A 15,211-nucleotide genomic window follows, 5' to 3' on the forward strand; every position below is an offset into this window, starting at 1 on the left:
GGAACGGCCGCCGCCACGCAACCACAACGACCATGCCATCCCGCCGCACCCTCCTCCTCGGCGCACCGCCGGTCCTCGCCGGGCTGCTCGCCTCTCCCGCCCTCCTGTTGACCGCCTGCGCCAACGCGCCGACCGCCATGCCCTCGCTCGCCGACCGCCCGCCCATCGTCTTCGTGCACGGCAACGGCGACTCGGCCGCGCTGTGGCAGACCACGTTCTGGCGCTTCGAGTCGAACGGCTGGCCGCGCGAGCGGCTGTTCGCCTTCGACCAGCCCCTGCCGCTGGCGCGCGACGACGACGGCGTGGCCCAGGCCGGGCGCAGCTCCACGGCCGAATCGGCCGCCTTCCTCAAGGAACGGGTCGAGCAGGTGCTGCGCGCCACCGGCGCGGCCAGGGTCGTGCTGATCGGCAACTCGCGCGGCGGCAACACCATCCGCAACTACGTGCAGAACGGCGGCGGCGCGGCCGTCGTCAGCCACGTGGTGCTCGGCGGCAACCCGGCGCACGGCATCTGGGCCGTGCCGGGCCTGCGCGAGAACAACGAGTTCTCGGGGCTGTCGCCCTTCATGCGGCAGCTCAACGCGCCCAAGGGCCCGAACGGCGACGAGGTGACGCCCGGTGTGAAGTGGCTCACGCTGCGCTCGGACAACAACGACAAGTTCGCCCAGCCCGACGGCCTGTGGGTCGGCTCGCCCGGCAAGCCGACGAACATCGGCTTCGACGGCCCGGCGCTCAAGGGCGCGACCAACATCGTGCTGCCGCGCGTGGACCACCGCGAGACCTCGTTCTCGCCCGCGGCCTTCGCGGCGACCTGGCAGTTCCTCACGGGCGAGGCGCCACGCAGCCTGGAGATCATTCGCGAGGCCAACGTGGTGCTCGACGGCCGCGCGATCGGCGCGGAGAACCAGTCGCTGGCCGGCGCGCAGGTGCTGGTGTACGCGGTCGATCCGGCCACGGGCCGGCGGCTCGGCGAGCCCGTGCACCGCAAGACCGTCGGCGCCGACGGCCGCTGGGGCCCCTTCGGCGCGCGCCCCGATGCGGCCTACGAATTCGTGCTCGATACCCCGGCCGGCATCACCCACGTCTACCGCAGCCCGTTCCCGCGCGGCAGCAGCCTCGTGAACCTGCGGTTTGACCCGATCGTGGCGGCCGACGGCAGCGCCAACGCCGTTGCCGTCTTCACGCGGCCGCGCGGCTACTTCGACGCCCAGCGCGACACCATGCGCTTCGACGGCCAGAGCCCGCCGGCCGGCGTTCCGCCCAAGGGGGCCGGCGTGTCGAGTTCGCGCCTGCGCGACACGGGCGCCGGGCCGCAGCGCGCGGTCACTGGCGAATTCAACGGCGAGCGCCTCACGGGCCTCACCTGGCCGGCGGCCCAGCGCCATGTCACGGTGCTGGAACTGACCTACTGAAGAAAAGGCGGCATGCGATGAACGACAGCTCCCCCTTCGTGCTCGAGGCCCGCGACGCCCGCGGCGTGGTCACCCTCACGCTCAACCGCCCGGGCGCGTTCAATGCGCTGTCCGAGGGCATGCTGGGCGCCCTCGAGGACGCCATCGCCGGCATCGCGGCCGACGACACGGTGCGTGCCGTCGTGATCGCGGGCGCCGGCAAGGCCTTCTGCGCCGGCCACGACCTGAAGGAAATGCGCGCCGCGCCCGCGCTCGACTACTACCAGCGCCTGTTCGCGCGCTGCGGCGAGATGATGCTGTCGCTGCAGCGGCTGCCGGTGCCCGTCATCGCGCGCGTGCACGGCATCGCGACCGCCGCGGGCTGCCAGCTGGTGGCGGTGTGCGACCTCGCCGTGGCCTCGGGCGAGGCGCGCTTCGCGGTCAGCGGCGTCAACGTCGGGCTGTTCTGCGCCACGCCGAGCGTCACGCTGTCGCGCAACCTCGGGCGCAAGGAAGCCTTCGAGATGCTCGTCACCGGCGAATTCATCGGCGCCGAGGAGGCGCGCGAGAAGGGCCTGGTCAACCGCGTGGCGCCGCCGGACCAGCTCGATGCCGCGCTCGAGGCGCTGCTGGCCAGCATCGTCGCCAAGCCGCGCACCGCGCTGGCGCTCGGCAAGGCGCTGTTCTACCGGCAGCTCGAAACGGGCATCGCGCCGGCACTGGCGGACGCCAGCCAGACCATGGCCTGCAACATGATGGATGCGAGTGCGCTGGAAGGCGTGCAGGCCTTCATCGAGAAGCGCCCGCCTTCCTGGAAAGCCTGAGCAGCTAGCTGTCGTGCAGCCGCGAACTCTGCGGCAGGTGCGCCATCAGGAACTCCATCTGGTCCGCCAGGATGCGGCGGTTGCGCAGAATGAAGTCCTCCCAGAGGCTGGGCACGTAGGGCGCGTAGAGCAGCGGCATGTTGGCCTGCTCGGGGGTGCGGCTGCTCTTGCGGTGGTTGCAGGGCTTGCAGGCCGTGACCACGTTCATCCAGGTGTCGATGCCGCGCTGCGCGAACGGAATGATGTGCTCGCGGGTCAGCTCGTCTTCGTGGAAGTGGCCGCCGCAGTAGGCGCAGACGTTGCGGTCGCGCGCGAACAGCTTGCTGTTGGTGAGGCCCGGACGCTGGGTGAAGGGGTTGATGCGCGGCACGCCCTTGGTGCCGATGATGCTGTTGACGGCAATCTGCGACTGCTCGCCGGTCATCGCGTTGTGGCCGCCGCGGAACAGGGCCACCTGGCCGCCAGCCTCCCAGCGGACTTCGTCCGCTGCATAGTGGATCACCGCCTGTTCGAGCGAAATCCACGACTGGGGCAGCCCTTGGGCCGACAGCTTCAAGACCTTCACCACACGCCTCCTCGACAGGACGAAAGAAACACGGAGAGACCCGGGACACGGAGCGCGTCGGCGACCTCGCGGATCGGCGCACTGCGTCACAATATACCGGCTTTGTGACAAAACGGCCTGATGAGCCCATTCGGCGGGCGACAGGCGCTATCAAAAAGATATTCACCCATGCAGGTTTTCCGCGGCTTCCGGCACCCGGGCGTGGCTCCGGCCTGCGCCTTGACCATCGGCAATTTCGACGGCGTCCACCGTGGCCACCAGGCCATGCTGGCGCTCCTGCAGACCGAGGCGCGGCAGCGCGGCCTGCCGAGCTGCGTGCTGACCTTCGAGCCCCATCCGCGCGACTATTTCGCCGCGCTTTCGAAGAAGCCCGAGCTGGCCCCGGCGCGCATCGGCACGCTGCGCGACAAGCTCGGCGAGCTGGCCGCCTGCGGCGTGGCGCAGACCGTGGTGCTGCCCTTCGATGCCCGGCTGGCCTCGCAGTCGCCCGAGGAATTCATCCAGAACGTGCTGGTCAACGGCCTGGGCGCGCGCTACGTGCTGGTGGGCGATGACTTCCGCTTCGGCGCCAGGCGCGCGGGCGACTACGCGATGCTCGACGCGGCCGGCGATGCCCGCGGTTTCGACGTCGCGCGCATGAACAGCTACGAGATATCGGACCCCCACGCGCGGCTTCGCCCCGCTGCCCCCCGAGGGGGTGCGCCCGTCTTGGGGCGGCCCGGCGACGGGCACGGCCTGCGCGTGTCGAGCTCGGCCGTGCGCGAGGCGCTGGCCGAAGGCCGCATGGCCGATGCCCAGACCCTGCTGGGCCGGCCCTACGCCATCTCGGGCCACGTGGTGCACGGGCGCAAGCTGGGCCGCGCGCTCGGCGCCTCGGCGCCGGGGCAGGACGACGGCTTCCGCACCCTCAACCTGCGCTTCAAGCACTGGAAACCGGCGGCCAGCGGCATCTTCGTGGTGCTGGTGCATGGCCTGTCCGAGCGGCCGCTGCCCGGCGTCGCCAACCTCGGCGTGCGGCCCTCGCTCGACCCGAACGACGTCAATGCCGGCCGGGTCCTGCTCGAGACCCATTGCCTCGAGTGGCCCTCTCACCTGGGCGCCGAAGGGGCCTACGGTAAAATCGTGCGCGTGGAACTGCTGCACAAATTGCACGACGAATTGCGCTACACCAGCCTCGAAGCCCTCACCGCGGGCATCACGAAGGATGGACGCGACGCGCGTGCCTTCTTTGCATCCACCCACGCAGAAACCCACCGCCAGACCACGCGCGATCGAATTTAGCCCTGCACGCTCCGTGCTGCCGCCCTTCGACAAGCTCAGGGCGAACGGCTTTTCTTCCGCACCGACGCCCTTTGTGCCGTTCGGGCTGAGCCTGTCGAAGCCCACTGTTTCGCACCCCCAACATGTCTGACGCTGCCGCCCCCACCGATTACCGTTCCACGCTGAACCTGCCCGACACCCCCTTCCCGATGCGCGGCGACCTGCCCAAGCGCGAACCGGGCTGGGTCAAGGAATGGAACGACGCCGAGCACGGCACCTACCACCGCCTGCGCCTGGCCCGCCGCGGCGCGCCCAAGTTCATCCTGCACGACGGCCCGCCCTACGCCAACGGCCAGATCCACATGGGCCACGCGGTGAACAAGATCCTCAAGGACATGATCACCAAGGCGCGCCAGCTCGAGGGCTACGACGCGCTCTACGTGCCGGGCTGGGACTGCCACGGTCTGCCGATCGAGAACGCCATCGAGAAGCAGTTCGGCCGCAACCTGAGCCGCGACGAGATGCAGGCCAAGAGCCGCGCCTACGCCACCGAGCAGATCGCGCAGCAGATGGCCGACTTCCAGCGCCTGGGCGTGCTCGGCGAATGGGACCATCCCTACAAGACCATGGACTTCGCCAACGAGGCCGGCGAGCTGCGCGCGTTCAAGCGCGTGATCGAGCGCGGCTTCGTCTACCGCGGCCTGAAGCCGGTCTACTGGTGCTTCGACTGCGGCTCGTCGCTGGCCGAGTTCGAGATCGAATACGCCGACAAGAAGAGCCAGACCCTCGACGTGGCCTTCAAGGCGCACGAGCGCGAGAAGGTGCTCGCCGCCTTCGGCCGGCCCGATGCGCTGGGCGACGTCTTCGCCGTCATCTGGACCACCACCGCCTGGACCATCCCGGCCAACCAGGCGATCAACCTCAACCCCGAGCTCGAGTACGCGCTGGTCGACACCGAGCGCGGCCTGCTGATCCTGGCCGCCTCGCTGGTCGAGATGTGCATGACGCGCTATGCGCTCGACGGCAAGGTGATCGCCACCGTCAAGGGCGAGGCGCTCGGCGGGCTCGAGTTCGAGCATCCGCTGTACGACGTGGACGCCGGCTACCGCCGCCTGTCGCCGATCTACCTGGCCGACTACGCCACCGCCACCGACGGCACCGGCCTTGTCCACTCGTCGCCCGCCTACGGCCTGGACGACTTCAACTCCTGCGTCGCCCATGGCCTGGCCTACGACGACATCCTGAACCCGGTGCAGGGCAACGGCAGCTACGCGCCCGACTTCCCGCTGTTCGGCGGCCAGAACATCTGGAAGGCCGTGCCGGTGATCATCGCCGCGCTGCGCGATGCCAACCGCCTGCTGACCACCGAGACCATCAGCCACAGCTACCCGCACTGCTGGCGCCACAAGACGCCGGTGATCTACCGCGCCGCGGCCCAGTGGTTCATCCGCATGGACGAGGGCGAGGGCGTGTTCACCAAGGACAAGGCGCCCAAGACGCTGCGCCAGACCGCGCTCGACGCGATCGAAGAGACCAGCTTCTATCCGGAGAACGGCAAGGCCCGCCTGCACGACATGATCGCCGGCCGGCCCGACTGGTGCATCAGCCGCCAGCGCAGCTGGGGCGTGCCGATCCCGTTCTTCCTGCACAAGGACTCGGGCGAGCTGCATCCGCGCACGATGGAGATCCTCGACCAGGCCGCCGACATCGTCGAGAAGGGCGGCATCGAGGCCTGGAGCCGCGTCACGGTCGAAGAGATCCTCGGCGCCGAGGATGCGCCGAGCTACACCAAGAGCACCGACATCCTCGAGGTGTGGTTCGACTCGGGCTCGACCTTCTATCACGTGCTGCGCGGCACCCACCCCACGGTGCACCACGAGACCGGCCCCGAGGCCGACCTCTACCTCGAAGGCCACGACCAGCATCGCGGCTGGTTCCACTCGTCGCTGCTGCTGGCCTGCGCGCTCGAAGACCGCGCGCCCTACAAGGGCCTGCTCACGCACGGCTTCACCGTCGATGCCAAGGGCATCAAGATGAGCAAGTCGCTCAAGAACGGCATCGATCCGCAGGAGATCAGCAACAAGCTGGGCTCGGAGATCATCCGCCTGTGGGTGGCCGCGAGCGACTACTCGGGCGACATCGCGGGCGACGACAAGATCCTCGCGCGCGTGGTCGACGCCTACCGCCGCATCCGCAACACGCTGCGCTTCCTGCTGGCCAACACCAGCGACTTCGACGTCGCGAAGGACGCGCTGCCCCTGTCGGAGCTGTTCGAGATCGACCGCTATGCGCTCGCGCGCGCCGCGCAGTTCCAGGACGAGATCCTCGCGCACTACAAGGTGTACGAGTTCCACCCGGTGGTCGCCAAGCTGCAGATCTACTGCTCGGAAGACCTCGGCGGCTTCTACCTCGACATCCTGAAGGACCGCCTCTACACCACCGCGCCCGGCTCGCGCGCGCGCCGCAGCGCGCAGACCGCGCTGTGGCACATCGCGCAGGCGATGCTGCGCTGGATGGCGCCGTTCCTGAGCTTCACGGCCGAGGAGGCCTGGAAGATCGTCGGCACCGGCCAGGCCGGCGACTCGATCTTCACCCAGACCTACAGCCGCTTCGACGCACCCGACGAGGCGCTACTCGCCAAGTGGAGCCGCATCCGCGAGATCCGCGACGCGGTGAACAAGGAGATCGAGACGGTGCGCGCCGAGGGCCAGGTCGGCTCCTCGCTGCAGGCCAACCTGCGCGTGACGGCTCCGGCCGAGGATTTCGCGCTGCTGGGTTCGCTCGGCGAGGACCTGAAGTTCGTCTTCATCGCCTCGGCGATCGAGCTGGCCGCGGGCGAGGCGCTGGCCACGGCGGTCGTGCCGAGCACGGCGCAGAAATGCGAGCGCTGCTGGCACTACCGCGACGACGTGGGTCACGATCCGGCCCATCCGACGATCTGCGGGCGCTGCACCAGCAACCTGTTCGGCGCCGGTGAATCGAGGAGCTTCGCCTGATGGCCGCCACCCGCACCGCTTCGGCCTCGCGCTCGCGCGGCCTGGGTATCTGGCCCTGGCTCGCGCTGGCGCTGATCATCGTGATCATCGACCAGTTCACCAAGACGCTGATCCTCGGCTACTACAAGTACGGCGACTCCACCTACGTCACCAGCTTCTTCAACGTGGGACGCTGGCACAACACGGGCGCGGCCTTCTCCTTCCTGGCCGACCATTCGGGCTGGCAGCGCTGGCTGTTCACCGGCATCGGCGTGGCGGCGGCCGTGTTCATCGTCTGGATGCTGAAGTCGCACGCGGGCCAGAAGCTGTTCTCGTTCGCCATGGCCTGCATCCTGGGCGGCGCCGTCGGCAACGTGGTCGACCGGATGATGCACGGCTACGTGGTGGACTTCCTGAGCTTCCACGCGGGCAACTGGTACTTCCCGGCCTTCAACGCGGCCGACAGCGCGATCACGCTCGGCGCGATCTGCCTGATCGTCGACGAGATCCGAAGGGTGCGGCGCGGCAAGTAGCGGCCACCGTCTTTTTGCTCCCTCGAAGGGCGCGCCGGGATCCCCGGCGCGCCCTTCGCGCATTCGGGCGCGCGGGTTTTCATCGATCCCGCGCTGTCATGGCGGGGTCATACTGCCGCGGTCCAATGTAATCGATTACATAGCACCCATCGATGAGCATCCAAGCAGTCGCGGCCAAGGCCGGCGTTTCCGTCGCCACCGTCTCGCGCGTCTTCAATTTCCCCGACAAGGTCAGCGGCGCCACGCGCGACCTGGTCGAGCGCGCGGCACGCGAGCTGAACTACTTGCCGAATGCCAGCGCCCGCACCCTGCGCACCCAGCGCAGCCGCGTGCTCGGCGTGGTGCTGCCCACGCTGCTGAACCCCACCTTCGCCGAATGCCTGCAGGGCATCGCGCAGGCGGCCGTGGCCGGCGGCTACGCGATCATCCCGGTCACCACCGGCTACAAGCTCGACGAGGAGGAGCGCGCGGTCCACATGCTCCTGGCCGGCAATGTCGACGGCCTGATCCTCGTGGTCTCCAACCCCTCGACCTCGAAGGCGCTCGAGCGGCTGCGCGCCCAGCGCGTGCCCTACGTGCTGGCCTACAACCGCCATCCCGCGCATCCCTGCGTCACGGTCGACAACGAGGCCGCCGTCGCCGACGCGGTGGCGCGGCTGGTGCTGCTGGGCCACCGGCGCATCGCGATGGTCAGCGGCACGCTGGCGGCCTCCGACCGCGCGCAGCAGCGCTACCGCGGCTATCAGAAAGGCATGGCCGATGCCGGCCTCAAGCCGCAGCCGCTGGTCGAGGTGCCTTTCGTCGAGAGCGCGGTCGAACGCCTCGCGCGGCTGCTGCAGCTGCGCCACCGGCCCAGCGCGCTGGTCTGCTCGAACGACCTGCTCGCCATCCGCAGCATTCGCGCCGCGCACCGCAGCGGCCTGGCCGTGCCCGCCGACCTCAGCGTGATCGGCTTCGACGGCATCGCGCTCGGCGAGGACCTCACGCCTGCGCTCGGCACCATCGCGCAGCCCAACAGCGACATCGGCCGCCACGGCGTCGAGCTGCTGATCCAGGCCATGGCCGGCGGCGGCGCGCTCGACGCCGACGCCAGCCTGCTGCTGCCCCACGTGTTCCGCGACGGCGAATCGTGCGCCGCCGCGCCCGACGGCGATCCGGGCGACATCGCCTGACGCCCCTTTTCTCCCGACCGCTTCAACCCACCCGCCACAGGAGCTTCTCCCATGTCCTCTCCCTTGCGCCGCATCGCGCGCCTCGGCCTGCTCGCCGCCGCGCTCGTCGGCGGCAGCGCCGCCTTCGCGCAGACCGCCATCTGCTACAACTGCCCGACCGAATGGGCCGACTGGGGCACCCAGCTGAAGGCCATCAAGGCCAGGACCGGCATCACCGTGCCGCCCGACAACAAGAACTCGGGCCAGTCGCTCGCGCAGATGGCGGCCGAGAAGGCCAGCCCGGTGGCCGACGTCACCTACCTCGGCGTGACCTTCGCGGTGCAGGCCGCCAAGGACGGCCTGGTCGAGCCCTACAAGCCGGCCGCCTGGAAGGACATCCCCGACGGCCTCAAGGACCCGGCCGGCAACTGGTTCACCATCCACTCGGGCACGCTGGGCTTCATGGTCAATGTCGACGCGCTCAAGGGCAAGCCGGTCCCCAAGTCGTGGGCCGACCTGCTCAAGCCCGAGTACAAGGGCCTGATCGGCTACCTCGACCCGGCCTCGGCCTTCGTCGGCTACGTCGGCGCGGTCGCGGTCAACGAGGCGCGCGGCGGCACGCTCGACAACTTCAAGCCGGCCATCGACTACTTCAAGGCGCTGCAGAAGAACGAGCCGATCGTGCCCAAGCAGACCTCGTACGCGCGCGTGCTCTCGGGCGAGATCGCGATCCTGCTCGACTACGACTTCAACGCCTACCGCGCCAAGTACAAGGACAAGGCCAACGTCGCCTTCGTGATCCCGAGCGAAGGCACACTGGCCGTGCCCTACGTGATGAGCCTGGTGGCCAAGGCGCCGCACGCGGCCGACGCCAAGAAGGTGCTGGACTTCACGCTGTCCGACGAGGGCCAGGCGATCTGGGCCAAGGCCTACCTGCGCCCGGTGCGCGCCGGCGCGATGCCCAAGGAGATCGAGGCCCAGTTCCTGCCCGCGAGCGACTACGCGCGCGCCAAGAGCGTGGACTACGGCCGCATGGCCGCGGCGCAGCGCGCCTTCTCCGACGAGTACCTGAAGGAAGTGCGCTGAGCCGCACCGCATGAGATGACGCAGGCCACCGCCACCATGCCCCCGGACGGCGCCGCCGGCGCCTGGACCCCGCGCTGGCGGCTGCTGGCCTGCGCCCTGCCCGCGGCCGCCTTCTTCGCGGCCTTCTGGCTGCTGCCGGTGGTGCGGCTGCTCGCGCTGCCCGCCGACAAGGGCTGGGCCACCTACTTCGCCGTGCTGACCGACGCGCGCTACCTGCAGAGCATGGCCAACACCGTGCTGCTGTCGGCGGCGGTCACGCTGGCCACGCTGGTGCTCGGCGCGGCGGTGGGCATCTATCTCGCGCGCCATGCCTTCCGGGGCCGGCGCGTGCTGCTGTCGCTGCTCACGCTGCCGCTGTCCTTTCCGGGTGTGATCATCGGCTTCTTCGTGATCCTGCTCGGCGGCCGCCAGGGCGTGGTGGCCAGCTTGAGCGACGCGCTGATCGGCGAGCGCATCACCTTCGCCTACGGCCTGCTCGGGCTGTTCCTGGCCTACCTGTATTTCTCGCTGCCGCGCGCCATCGCCACCTACGCGGCCGCGGCCGAGGCCATGAACCTGCAGCTCGAGGAGGCCGCGCGCTCGCTCGGCGCCTCGCGGCTGCGCGTGGCGCGCGACGTGTGGATGCCCGAGCTCGCGCCCACCACCCTGGCCTGCGGCGCGATCCTGTTCGCGACCTCGATGGGCGCCTTCGGCACCGCCTTCACGCTCGCGAGCAAGTTCGAGGTAATCCCGATCACCATCTACAACGAGTTCACCAACTACGCGAACTTCGCGCTCGCGGCCTCGCTGTCGATCGCGCTCGGCCTCGTGACCTGGCTGGTGCTGTTCGCCGCGCGCCGCTTCGGCGCGAACCCCGTCGCACGCTGAGGCCTCCATGCGAACCAACACCCGGCCCCAGGCGCCCTTCCTGCTCGCGATCACGCTGGTCGTGAGCCTGTTCATGATCGCGCCCATGCTGCTGTCGGTGATGGCCGGCCTGGTCAACAACTACAGCACCGGCCTGAAGAGCGGCCTCACCCTGCGCTGGCTCGGCGAGGTGTGGGAGAACTACGGCGGCACCGTCGGCTGGTCGCTCGCGCTGGCCGCGGCCTGCGTCGCCTGCACCGTGCTGCTCGGCGTGCCCTGCGCCTATGCGCTGGCGCGCAGCCGCTCGCGCGCGGCCCATGTCTTCGAGGAACTGCTGACCCTGCCGGTCGCGGTGCCGGGCCTGGCGACCGCGCTCGCACTGATCCTCGCCTACGGCCAGCTCACGGCCTTCCGCCAGAGCTTCGCCTTCATCCTGGTCGGCCACGTCGTGTTCACGCTGCCCTTCATGGTGCGCACCGTGAGCTCGGCCTTCCAGCGCCACGAGCTGCTCGCGCTCGAGGAGGCCGCGCGCACGCTGGGCGCGAGCTTTCGCCAGCGCTTCATGGGCATCCTGGTGCCGGCCGTGTTCCCCGCCATCGTGGCCGGCAGCCTGATGGTGTTCACGCTCTCGGTCGGCGAGTTCAACCTCACCTGGATGCTGCACACCCCGCTCACGCGCACCCTGCCCGTGGGCCTGGCCGACAGCTATGCCTCGATGCGCATCGAGATCGGCTCGGCCTACACGCTGGTCTTCTTCGCCGTCATCCTCCCCGTGCTGTGGGGCCTGCAATACCTCGCCCACCTGATCCAGAAACGCCATGGAACTTGAACGCGTCCCCATCGACATCGCCCGCTGCGCCAAGACCTATGCCGACGGCACGCGCGGCCTGCAGCCCACCGACCTCCAGGTGGAGGCCGGCGAGGTGCTGGCGCTGCTCGGCCCCTCGGGCTGCGGCAAGACCACGCTGCTGCGGCTGATCGCGGGCCTGGAAACGCCCGATGCCGGCAGCCGCATCGCCTTCGGCGGCCAGGACGTGACGCAGCGCCCGGTCGAGCAGCGCGGCGTGGGCATGGTGTCCCAGAGCTACGCGCTGTTCCCGCAGATGACGGTGGCGGCCAACATCGGCTACGGCCTGCGCATCCGCGGCGTGGCGCCGGCCGAGGAGCAGCGCGCCGTCGGCGAGCTGGTCGACCTGGTGCGCCTGGGCGGCCTCGAGAACAAGCGCCCGGCCGAGCTCTCGGGCGGCCAGCGCCAGCGCGTGGCACTCGCGCGCGCGGTGGCGGTGCGCCCGCGCGTGCTGCTGCTCGACGAGCCGCTGGCCGCGCTCGACGCCAAGCTCAAGGAGTCGCTGCGCGACGAGCTCGCCGAGCTGCTGCGGCGGCTGCACATCACCGCCGTGCACGTCACGCACGACCAGCAGGAGGCGCTGGCCATCGCCGACCGGCTCGCCGTGATGCAGGCCGGCCGCATCGTGCAGGTGGGCCGCGGCGAGGACCTCTACCGCGCGCCCGCCCATCCTTTCGTGGCCGAGTTCCTCGGCCGCGTGAACCGGCTCGAGCGCGCGCCCGAGGCGCTGCGCGACGATGTCGTGCGGCTCGGCGGCAGCGCCCTGCCCTGCCCCGGCGCCTGGCGCGACCGCGCGATGCTGCTGGTGCGCCCCGAGGACATCGAGGTCGGCCCCGCGCAGCCCGCGCGGCCCGGCTGGGGCACCGCCACGGTCGAGCGCCGCACCTTCCTCGGCGACCGCGTGCAGCTGCAGCTGCGCGTGGCCGACCAGCCACGGATGCTCTTGGCCGACACCGCGCGCGACACGCCCTACGGCATCGGCGATGCCGTCGCCCTTCGCATCCACCCCGACCGATTGATGAGCCCGCAGGACACCCGCGCATGACCGCCACGACCCACGACACCTTCCTGGTCCAGCTCACCGACCTGCACATCCGCGAGCCGGGCCGGCTGGCCTATGGCCGCATCGACACCGCGCCCTACCTCGAGCGCGCGGTGCAGTCGGTGCTCGCGCTGCGGCAGGCGCCCGACGCGGTGGTCATCACCGGCGACCTCACCGACTTCGGCCGCGCCGCCGAGTACGAGCACCTCGCGCGCCTGCTGGCCCCGCTCGAGGCGCGGGGCATCCCCGTCCACCTGATGCCCGGCAACCACGACGACCGCGACCAGCTGCGCCGCAGCTTCCCCGGCCACGCCTACCTCGGCGACGGCGGCGACAGCGACGGCTTCGTGCAGTACGCGTTGAACGTCGGGCCGCTGCGGCTGATCGCGCTCGACACCGTGGTGCCCGGCGCCAGCCGTGGCGCGCTGTGCGAGAAGCGGCTGGCCTGGCTCGAGGCCCGGCTCGGCGAGAGCCGGCGCGAGCCGGTGGTGGTCGCGATGCACCATCCGCCGTTCCAGACCCTGATCGGCCACATGGACGAGATCGGCCTGCTCGAGGGCGCCGCGGAACTCGAGGCCCTGATCGCGCGTCATTCCAATGTGGAACGCGTGATCTGCGGCCACCTGCACCGCGCCATCGACGTGCGCTTCGGCGGCACCCTGGCCTCGACCGCGCCCGCGCCCGCGCACCAGGTCTGCCTCGACCTCGCGCCCGACGCGGCCTCGGCCTGGACGCTCGAGCCTCCGGGCTTCCGCGTGCATGCCTGGTCGCCCACGACCGGCCGGCTGGTCACGCACCTCGCGGCCTCCGGGCATTTCGAGGGGCCGTATCCCTTCCACGACAACGGCGCGTTGATCGACTAGGACCCAGGCTGGCCTGCTCCGGCCACATGTGGAGAATGGGGGGTCGACGCAAAACCGAAACAGAACGAAAAGAAAGGATCAAGCCCGACACCCATGAAGCATCTTCTGAACCTGCTGGCGGCCGTCGCCCTGCTGGTGTGGGGCACGCACCTCGTGCGCACCGGCGTTCTTCGCGTGTTCGGCGCCAACCTGCGCAAGATCCTCGTGCAGAGCATGCGCAACCGATTCACGGCCGCCCTCTCGGGCATCGGCGTCACGGCCCTCGTGCAATCAAGCACCGCCACCTCGCTGATGACCTCCTCCTTCGTCGGCCAGGGCCTGATCACCCTGCCCGCGGCGCTGGCGGTGATGCGCGGCGCCGACGTGGGCACGGCGCTGATCTCGGTGCTGTTCTCCGCCGACCTGTCCTGGCTCTCGCCGATGTTCATCTTCGTGGGCGTGGTGCTGTTCATCAGCCGCCCGGCCAGCGTGGCGGGCCGCATCGGCCGCGTCTTCATCGGCCTGGGCCTGATGCTCCTGGCCCTCCAGCTGGTGGTCGAAGCCACCGAGCCGCTGTTCTCCTCGCAGGCGGTGCGCGCGGTGCTGGCCTCGCTCAACAGCGACGTGCTGCTCGAGATCACCATCGGCTCCGTGCTCGCGATCGCCTCGTACTCGAGCCTCGCGGTGGTGCTGCTGGTGGCGACCATGGCCAATTCGAACGTGGTGCCGCTCGACGTGGCGCTCGGCCTGGTGCTCGGCGCCAACCTCGGCAGCGGCCTGCTCGCGGTGCTGACCACCGCCAAGTCGGCGATCCCCGTGCGCCAGGTGACCATCGGCAACCTGCTGTTCAAGGCCCTGGGCGTGGCGGTGGTCGCGCCCTTCGTCGGCCTCTGGCTGCGCTACGTGCAGCCGCAACTGCCCACGCCCACGCATGGCGTGGTGCTGTTCCACCTGGCCTTCAACATCGTGATCAGCATCGGCTTCATCGGCCTCACGCAGACGGTGGCGAAGCTGGTGACGCGCATGCTGCCCGAGCCCGCGCCCTCGGCGGCTTCGCTGCGGCCGCACCACCTCGATCCCTCGGCGCTGTCGACGCCGACGCTCGCGATCTCCAATGCCGCGCGCGAGGCGCTGCACCAGGCCGACATCGTGGAGACGATGCTGATCGGCGTGCTCGACGTGATCCGCCGCAACGACCTCAAGCTGGCGCAGGAGCTGCGCCAGCTCGACGACACGGTGGACGAGCTCTATTCGGCGATCAAGTACTACATGACGCGCATCTCGCGCGAGGCCCTCGGCGAGGAGGAGAGCCGGCGCTGGACCGACATCATCAGCTTCACGATCAACATGGAGCAGATCGGCGACATCATCGAGCGGGTGATCCAGGACGTGGAGGACAAGAAGATCAAGCCGCAGCGCAACTTCTCGGAAGCGGGGATGGCGGAGATCGTCGAGCTGCACGGGCGGCTGGTGGCGAATCTGCGGCTGTCGATGAGCGTGTTCCTGAACGGGAATGTTCGGGATGCGCAGAAGCTGCTCGAGGAGAAGGCTCGGTTTCGGGATCTGGAGCGGGCCTACGCGACGACGCACCTGGATCGGTTGTCGGATCGGACGACGTTGAGCATCGAGACCAGTTCATTGCATATCGATCTGATCAGCGATTTGAAGCGGATCAATTCGCATATCTGTTCCATTGCTTATCCGATCTTGGAGTCGGCTGGGGCGTTGGCACCTTCTCGGTTGAAGGAGTCTCGGTTGGGGAAGATCGAGGGGTAATGGTCTTTTTTAGGCAGTAGGCCGGGTCTCGCCCCGGCGGGCGAGTCACTTTCTCTTGTCTCGCCAAGAGAAA

The 15,211-nt window shown here is 69.7% G+C and carries 13 protein-coding genes; 12 read left to right on the forward strand and 1 reads right to left on the reverse strand.

The features are described 5' to 3' along the window. The first annotated feature begins 32 nt into the window (after positions 1–32). Both ACODT0_RS37930 and ACODT0_RS37935 read left to right on the forward strand, forming a co-directional pair. Positions 33–1,412 carry an alpha/beta fold hydrolase gene (locus ACODT0_RS37930; protein ID WP_489043656.1) on the forward strand — a complete coding sequence of 460 codons (1,380 nt, stop codon included), beginning with the start codon at positions 33–35 and terminating at the stop codon, positions 1,410–1,412. A gap of 17 nt (positions 1,413–1,429) precedes the next feature. Then, positions 1,430–2,215 (forward strand): enoyl-CoA hydratase, encoded by a 786-nt coding sequence (locus tag ACODT0_RS37935; RefSeq protein ID WP_057595032.1) that lies wholly within the window; start codon positions 1,430–1,432, stop codon positions 2,213–2,215. 4 nt (positions 2,216–2,219) lie between these two features. Here the strand turns inward: ACODT0_RS37935 and ACODT0_RS37940 are convergent, their stop codons facing one another. After that, positions 2,220–2,780 (reverse strand): HNH endonuclease, encoded by a 561-nt coding sequence (locus ACODT0_RS37940; protein ID WP_057595044.1) that lies wholly within the window; start codon positions 2,778–2,780, stop codon positions 2,220–2,222. 168 nt (positions 2,781–2,948) lie between these two features. Between ACODT0_RS37940 and ACODT0_RS37945 the strand changes: the two genes are divergently transcribed. The 10 genes from ACODT0_RS37945 to ACODT0_RS37990 all read left to right on the forward strand — a co-directional run bounded on the left by ACODT0_RS37945 (position 2,949) and on the right by ACODT0_RS37990 (position 15,138). Beyond that, positions 2,949–4,061: a bifunctional riboflavin kinase/FMN adenylyltransferase gene (locus ACODT0_RS37945; protein WP_489043657.1), complete on the forward strand. Its 1,113-nt coding sequence runs from the start codon at positions 2,949–2,951 to the stop codon at positions 4,059–4,061. Between the two features lie 122 nt (positions 4,062–4,183). After that, positions 4,184–7,036: an isoleucine--tRNA ligase gene (gene ileS / locus ACODT0_RS37950; RefSeq protein WP_489043658.1), complete on the forward strand. Its 2,853-nt coding sequence runs from the start codon at positions 4,184–4,186 to the stop codon at positions 7,034–7,036. Further along, complete coding sequence (gene lspA / locus ACODT0_RS37955; protein ID WP_057595035.1) at positions 7,036–7,548, forward strand: signal peptidase II; 513 nt, start codon at positions 7,036–7,038, stop codon at positions 7,546–7,548. Before ileS ends, lspA begins: the two co-directional genes overlap by 1 nt. Before the next feature lie 152 nt (positions 7,549–7,700). After that, complete coding sequence (locus tag ACODT0_RS37960; protein WP_489043659.1) at positions 7,701–8,720, forward strand: LacI family DNA-binding transcriptional regulator; 1,020 nt, start codon at positions 7,701–7,703, stop codon at positions 8,718–8,720. A 51-nt stretch (positions 8,721–8,771) separates the two neighbouring features. Beyond that, positions 8,772–9,785, forward strand: a complete 1,014-nt coding sequence (locus tag ACODT0_RS37965; protein WP_057595037.1) for an ABC transporter substrate-binding protein — start codon at positions 8,772–8,774, stop codon at positions 9,783–9,785. A gap of 15 nt (positions 9,786–9,800) precedes the next feature. Then, entirely contained in the window at positions 9,801–10,652 is an 852-nt protein-coding gene (locus ACODT0_RS37970; protein ID WP_412179952.1) for an ABC transporter permease, read from the forward strand. Positions 10,653–10,659: 7 nt separating this feature from the next. Then, the gene (locus tag ACODT0_RS37975) at positions 10,660–11,460 is read left to right on the forward strand and encodes an ABC transporter permease (RefSeq protein ID WP_203204726.1); all 801 of its coding nucleotides are present in this window, start codon (positions 10,660–10,662) and stop codon (positions 11,458–11,460) included. After that, positions 11,450–12,523 (forward strand): ABC transporter ATP-binding protein, encoded by a 1,074-nt coding sequence (locus ACODT0_RS37980; protein WP_489043660.1) that lies wholly within the window; start codon positions 11,450–11,452, stop codon positions 12,521–12,523. The genes ACODT0_RS37975 and ACODT0_RS37980 overlap by 11 nt, the downstream gene beginning before the upstream one ends. Then, positions 12,520–13,383, forward strand: coding sequence for a phosphodiesterase (locus ACODT0_RS37985; RefSeq protein ID WP_489043661.1), 864 nt, complete (start codon positions 12,520–12,522; stop codon positions 13,381–13,383). The genes ACODT0_RS37980 and ACODT0_RS37985 overlap by 4 nt, the downstream gene beginning before the upstream one ends. 93 nt (positions 13,384–13,476) lie before the next feature. After that, the gene (locus tag ACODT0_RS37990; RefSeq protein ID WP_057595041.1) at positions 13,477–15,138 is read left to right on the forward strand and encodes a Na/Pi cotransporter family protein; all 1,662 of its coding nucleotides are present in this window, start codon (positions 13,477–13,479) and stop codon (positions 15,136–15,138) included. The last annotated feature ends 73 nt before the right edge of the window (positions 15,139–15,211 follow it).

Source organism: Variovorax sp. FG153 (assembly GCF_057809595.1).

Coding starts and splice junctions, on each gene's coding strand:
- ACODT0_RS37935 (WP_057595032.1), top strand. CDS start 1,430: ATGAACGACAGCTCCCCCTTCGTGCTCGAGGCCCGCGACGCCCGCGGC.
- ACODT0_RS37965 (WP_057595037.1), top strand. CDS start 8,772: ATGTCCTCTCCCTTGCGCCGCATCGCGCGCCTCGGCCTGCTCGCCGCC.
- ileS (WP_489043658.1), top strand. CDS start 4,184: ATGTCTGACGCTGCCGCCCCCACCGATTACCGTTCCACGCTGAACCTG.
- ACODT0_RS37970 (WP_412179952.1), top strand. CDS start 9,801: ATGACGCAGGCCACCGCCACCATGCCCCCGGACGGCGCCGCCGGCGCC.
- ACODT0_RS37975 (WP_203204726.1), top strand. CDS start 10,660: ATGCGAACCAACACCCGGCCCCAGGCGCCCTTCCTGCTCGCGATCACG.
- lspA (WP_057595035.1), top strand. CDS start 7,036: ATGGCCGCCACCCGCACCGCTTCGGCCTCGCGCTCGCGCGGCCTGGGT.
- ACODT0_RS37960 (WP_489043659.1), top strand. CDS start 7,701: ATGAGCATCCAAGCAGTCGCGGCCAAGGCCGGCGTTTCCGTCGCCACC.
- ACODT0_RS37990 (WP_057595041.1), top strand. CDS start 13,477: ATGAAGCATCTTCTGAACCTGCTGGCGGCCGTCGCCCTGCTGGTGTGG.
- ACODT0_RS37930 (WP_489043656.1), top strand. CDS start 33: ATGCCATCCCGCCGCACCCTCCTCCTCGGCGCACCGCCGGTCCTCGCC.
- ACODT0_RS37980 (WP_489043660.1), top strand. CDS start 11,450: ATGGAACTTGAACGCGTCCCCATCGACATCGCCCGCTGCGCCAAGACC.
- ACODT0_RS37985 (WP_489043661.1), top strand. CDS start 12,520: ATGACCGCCACGACCCACGACACCTTCCTGGTCCAGCTCACCGACCTG.
- ACODT0_RS37945 (WP_489043657.1), top strand. CDS start 2,949: ATGCAGGTTTTCCGCGGCTTCCGGCACCCGGGCGTGGCTCCGGCCTGC.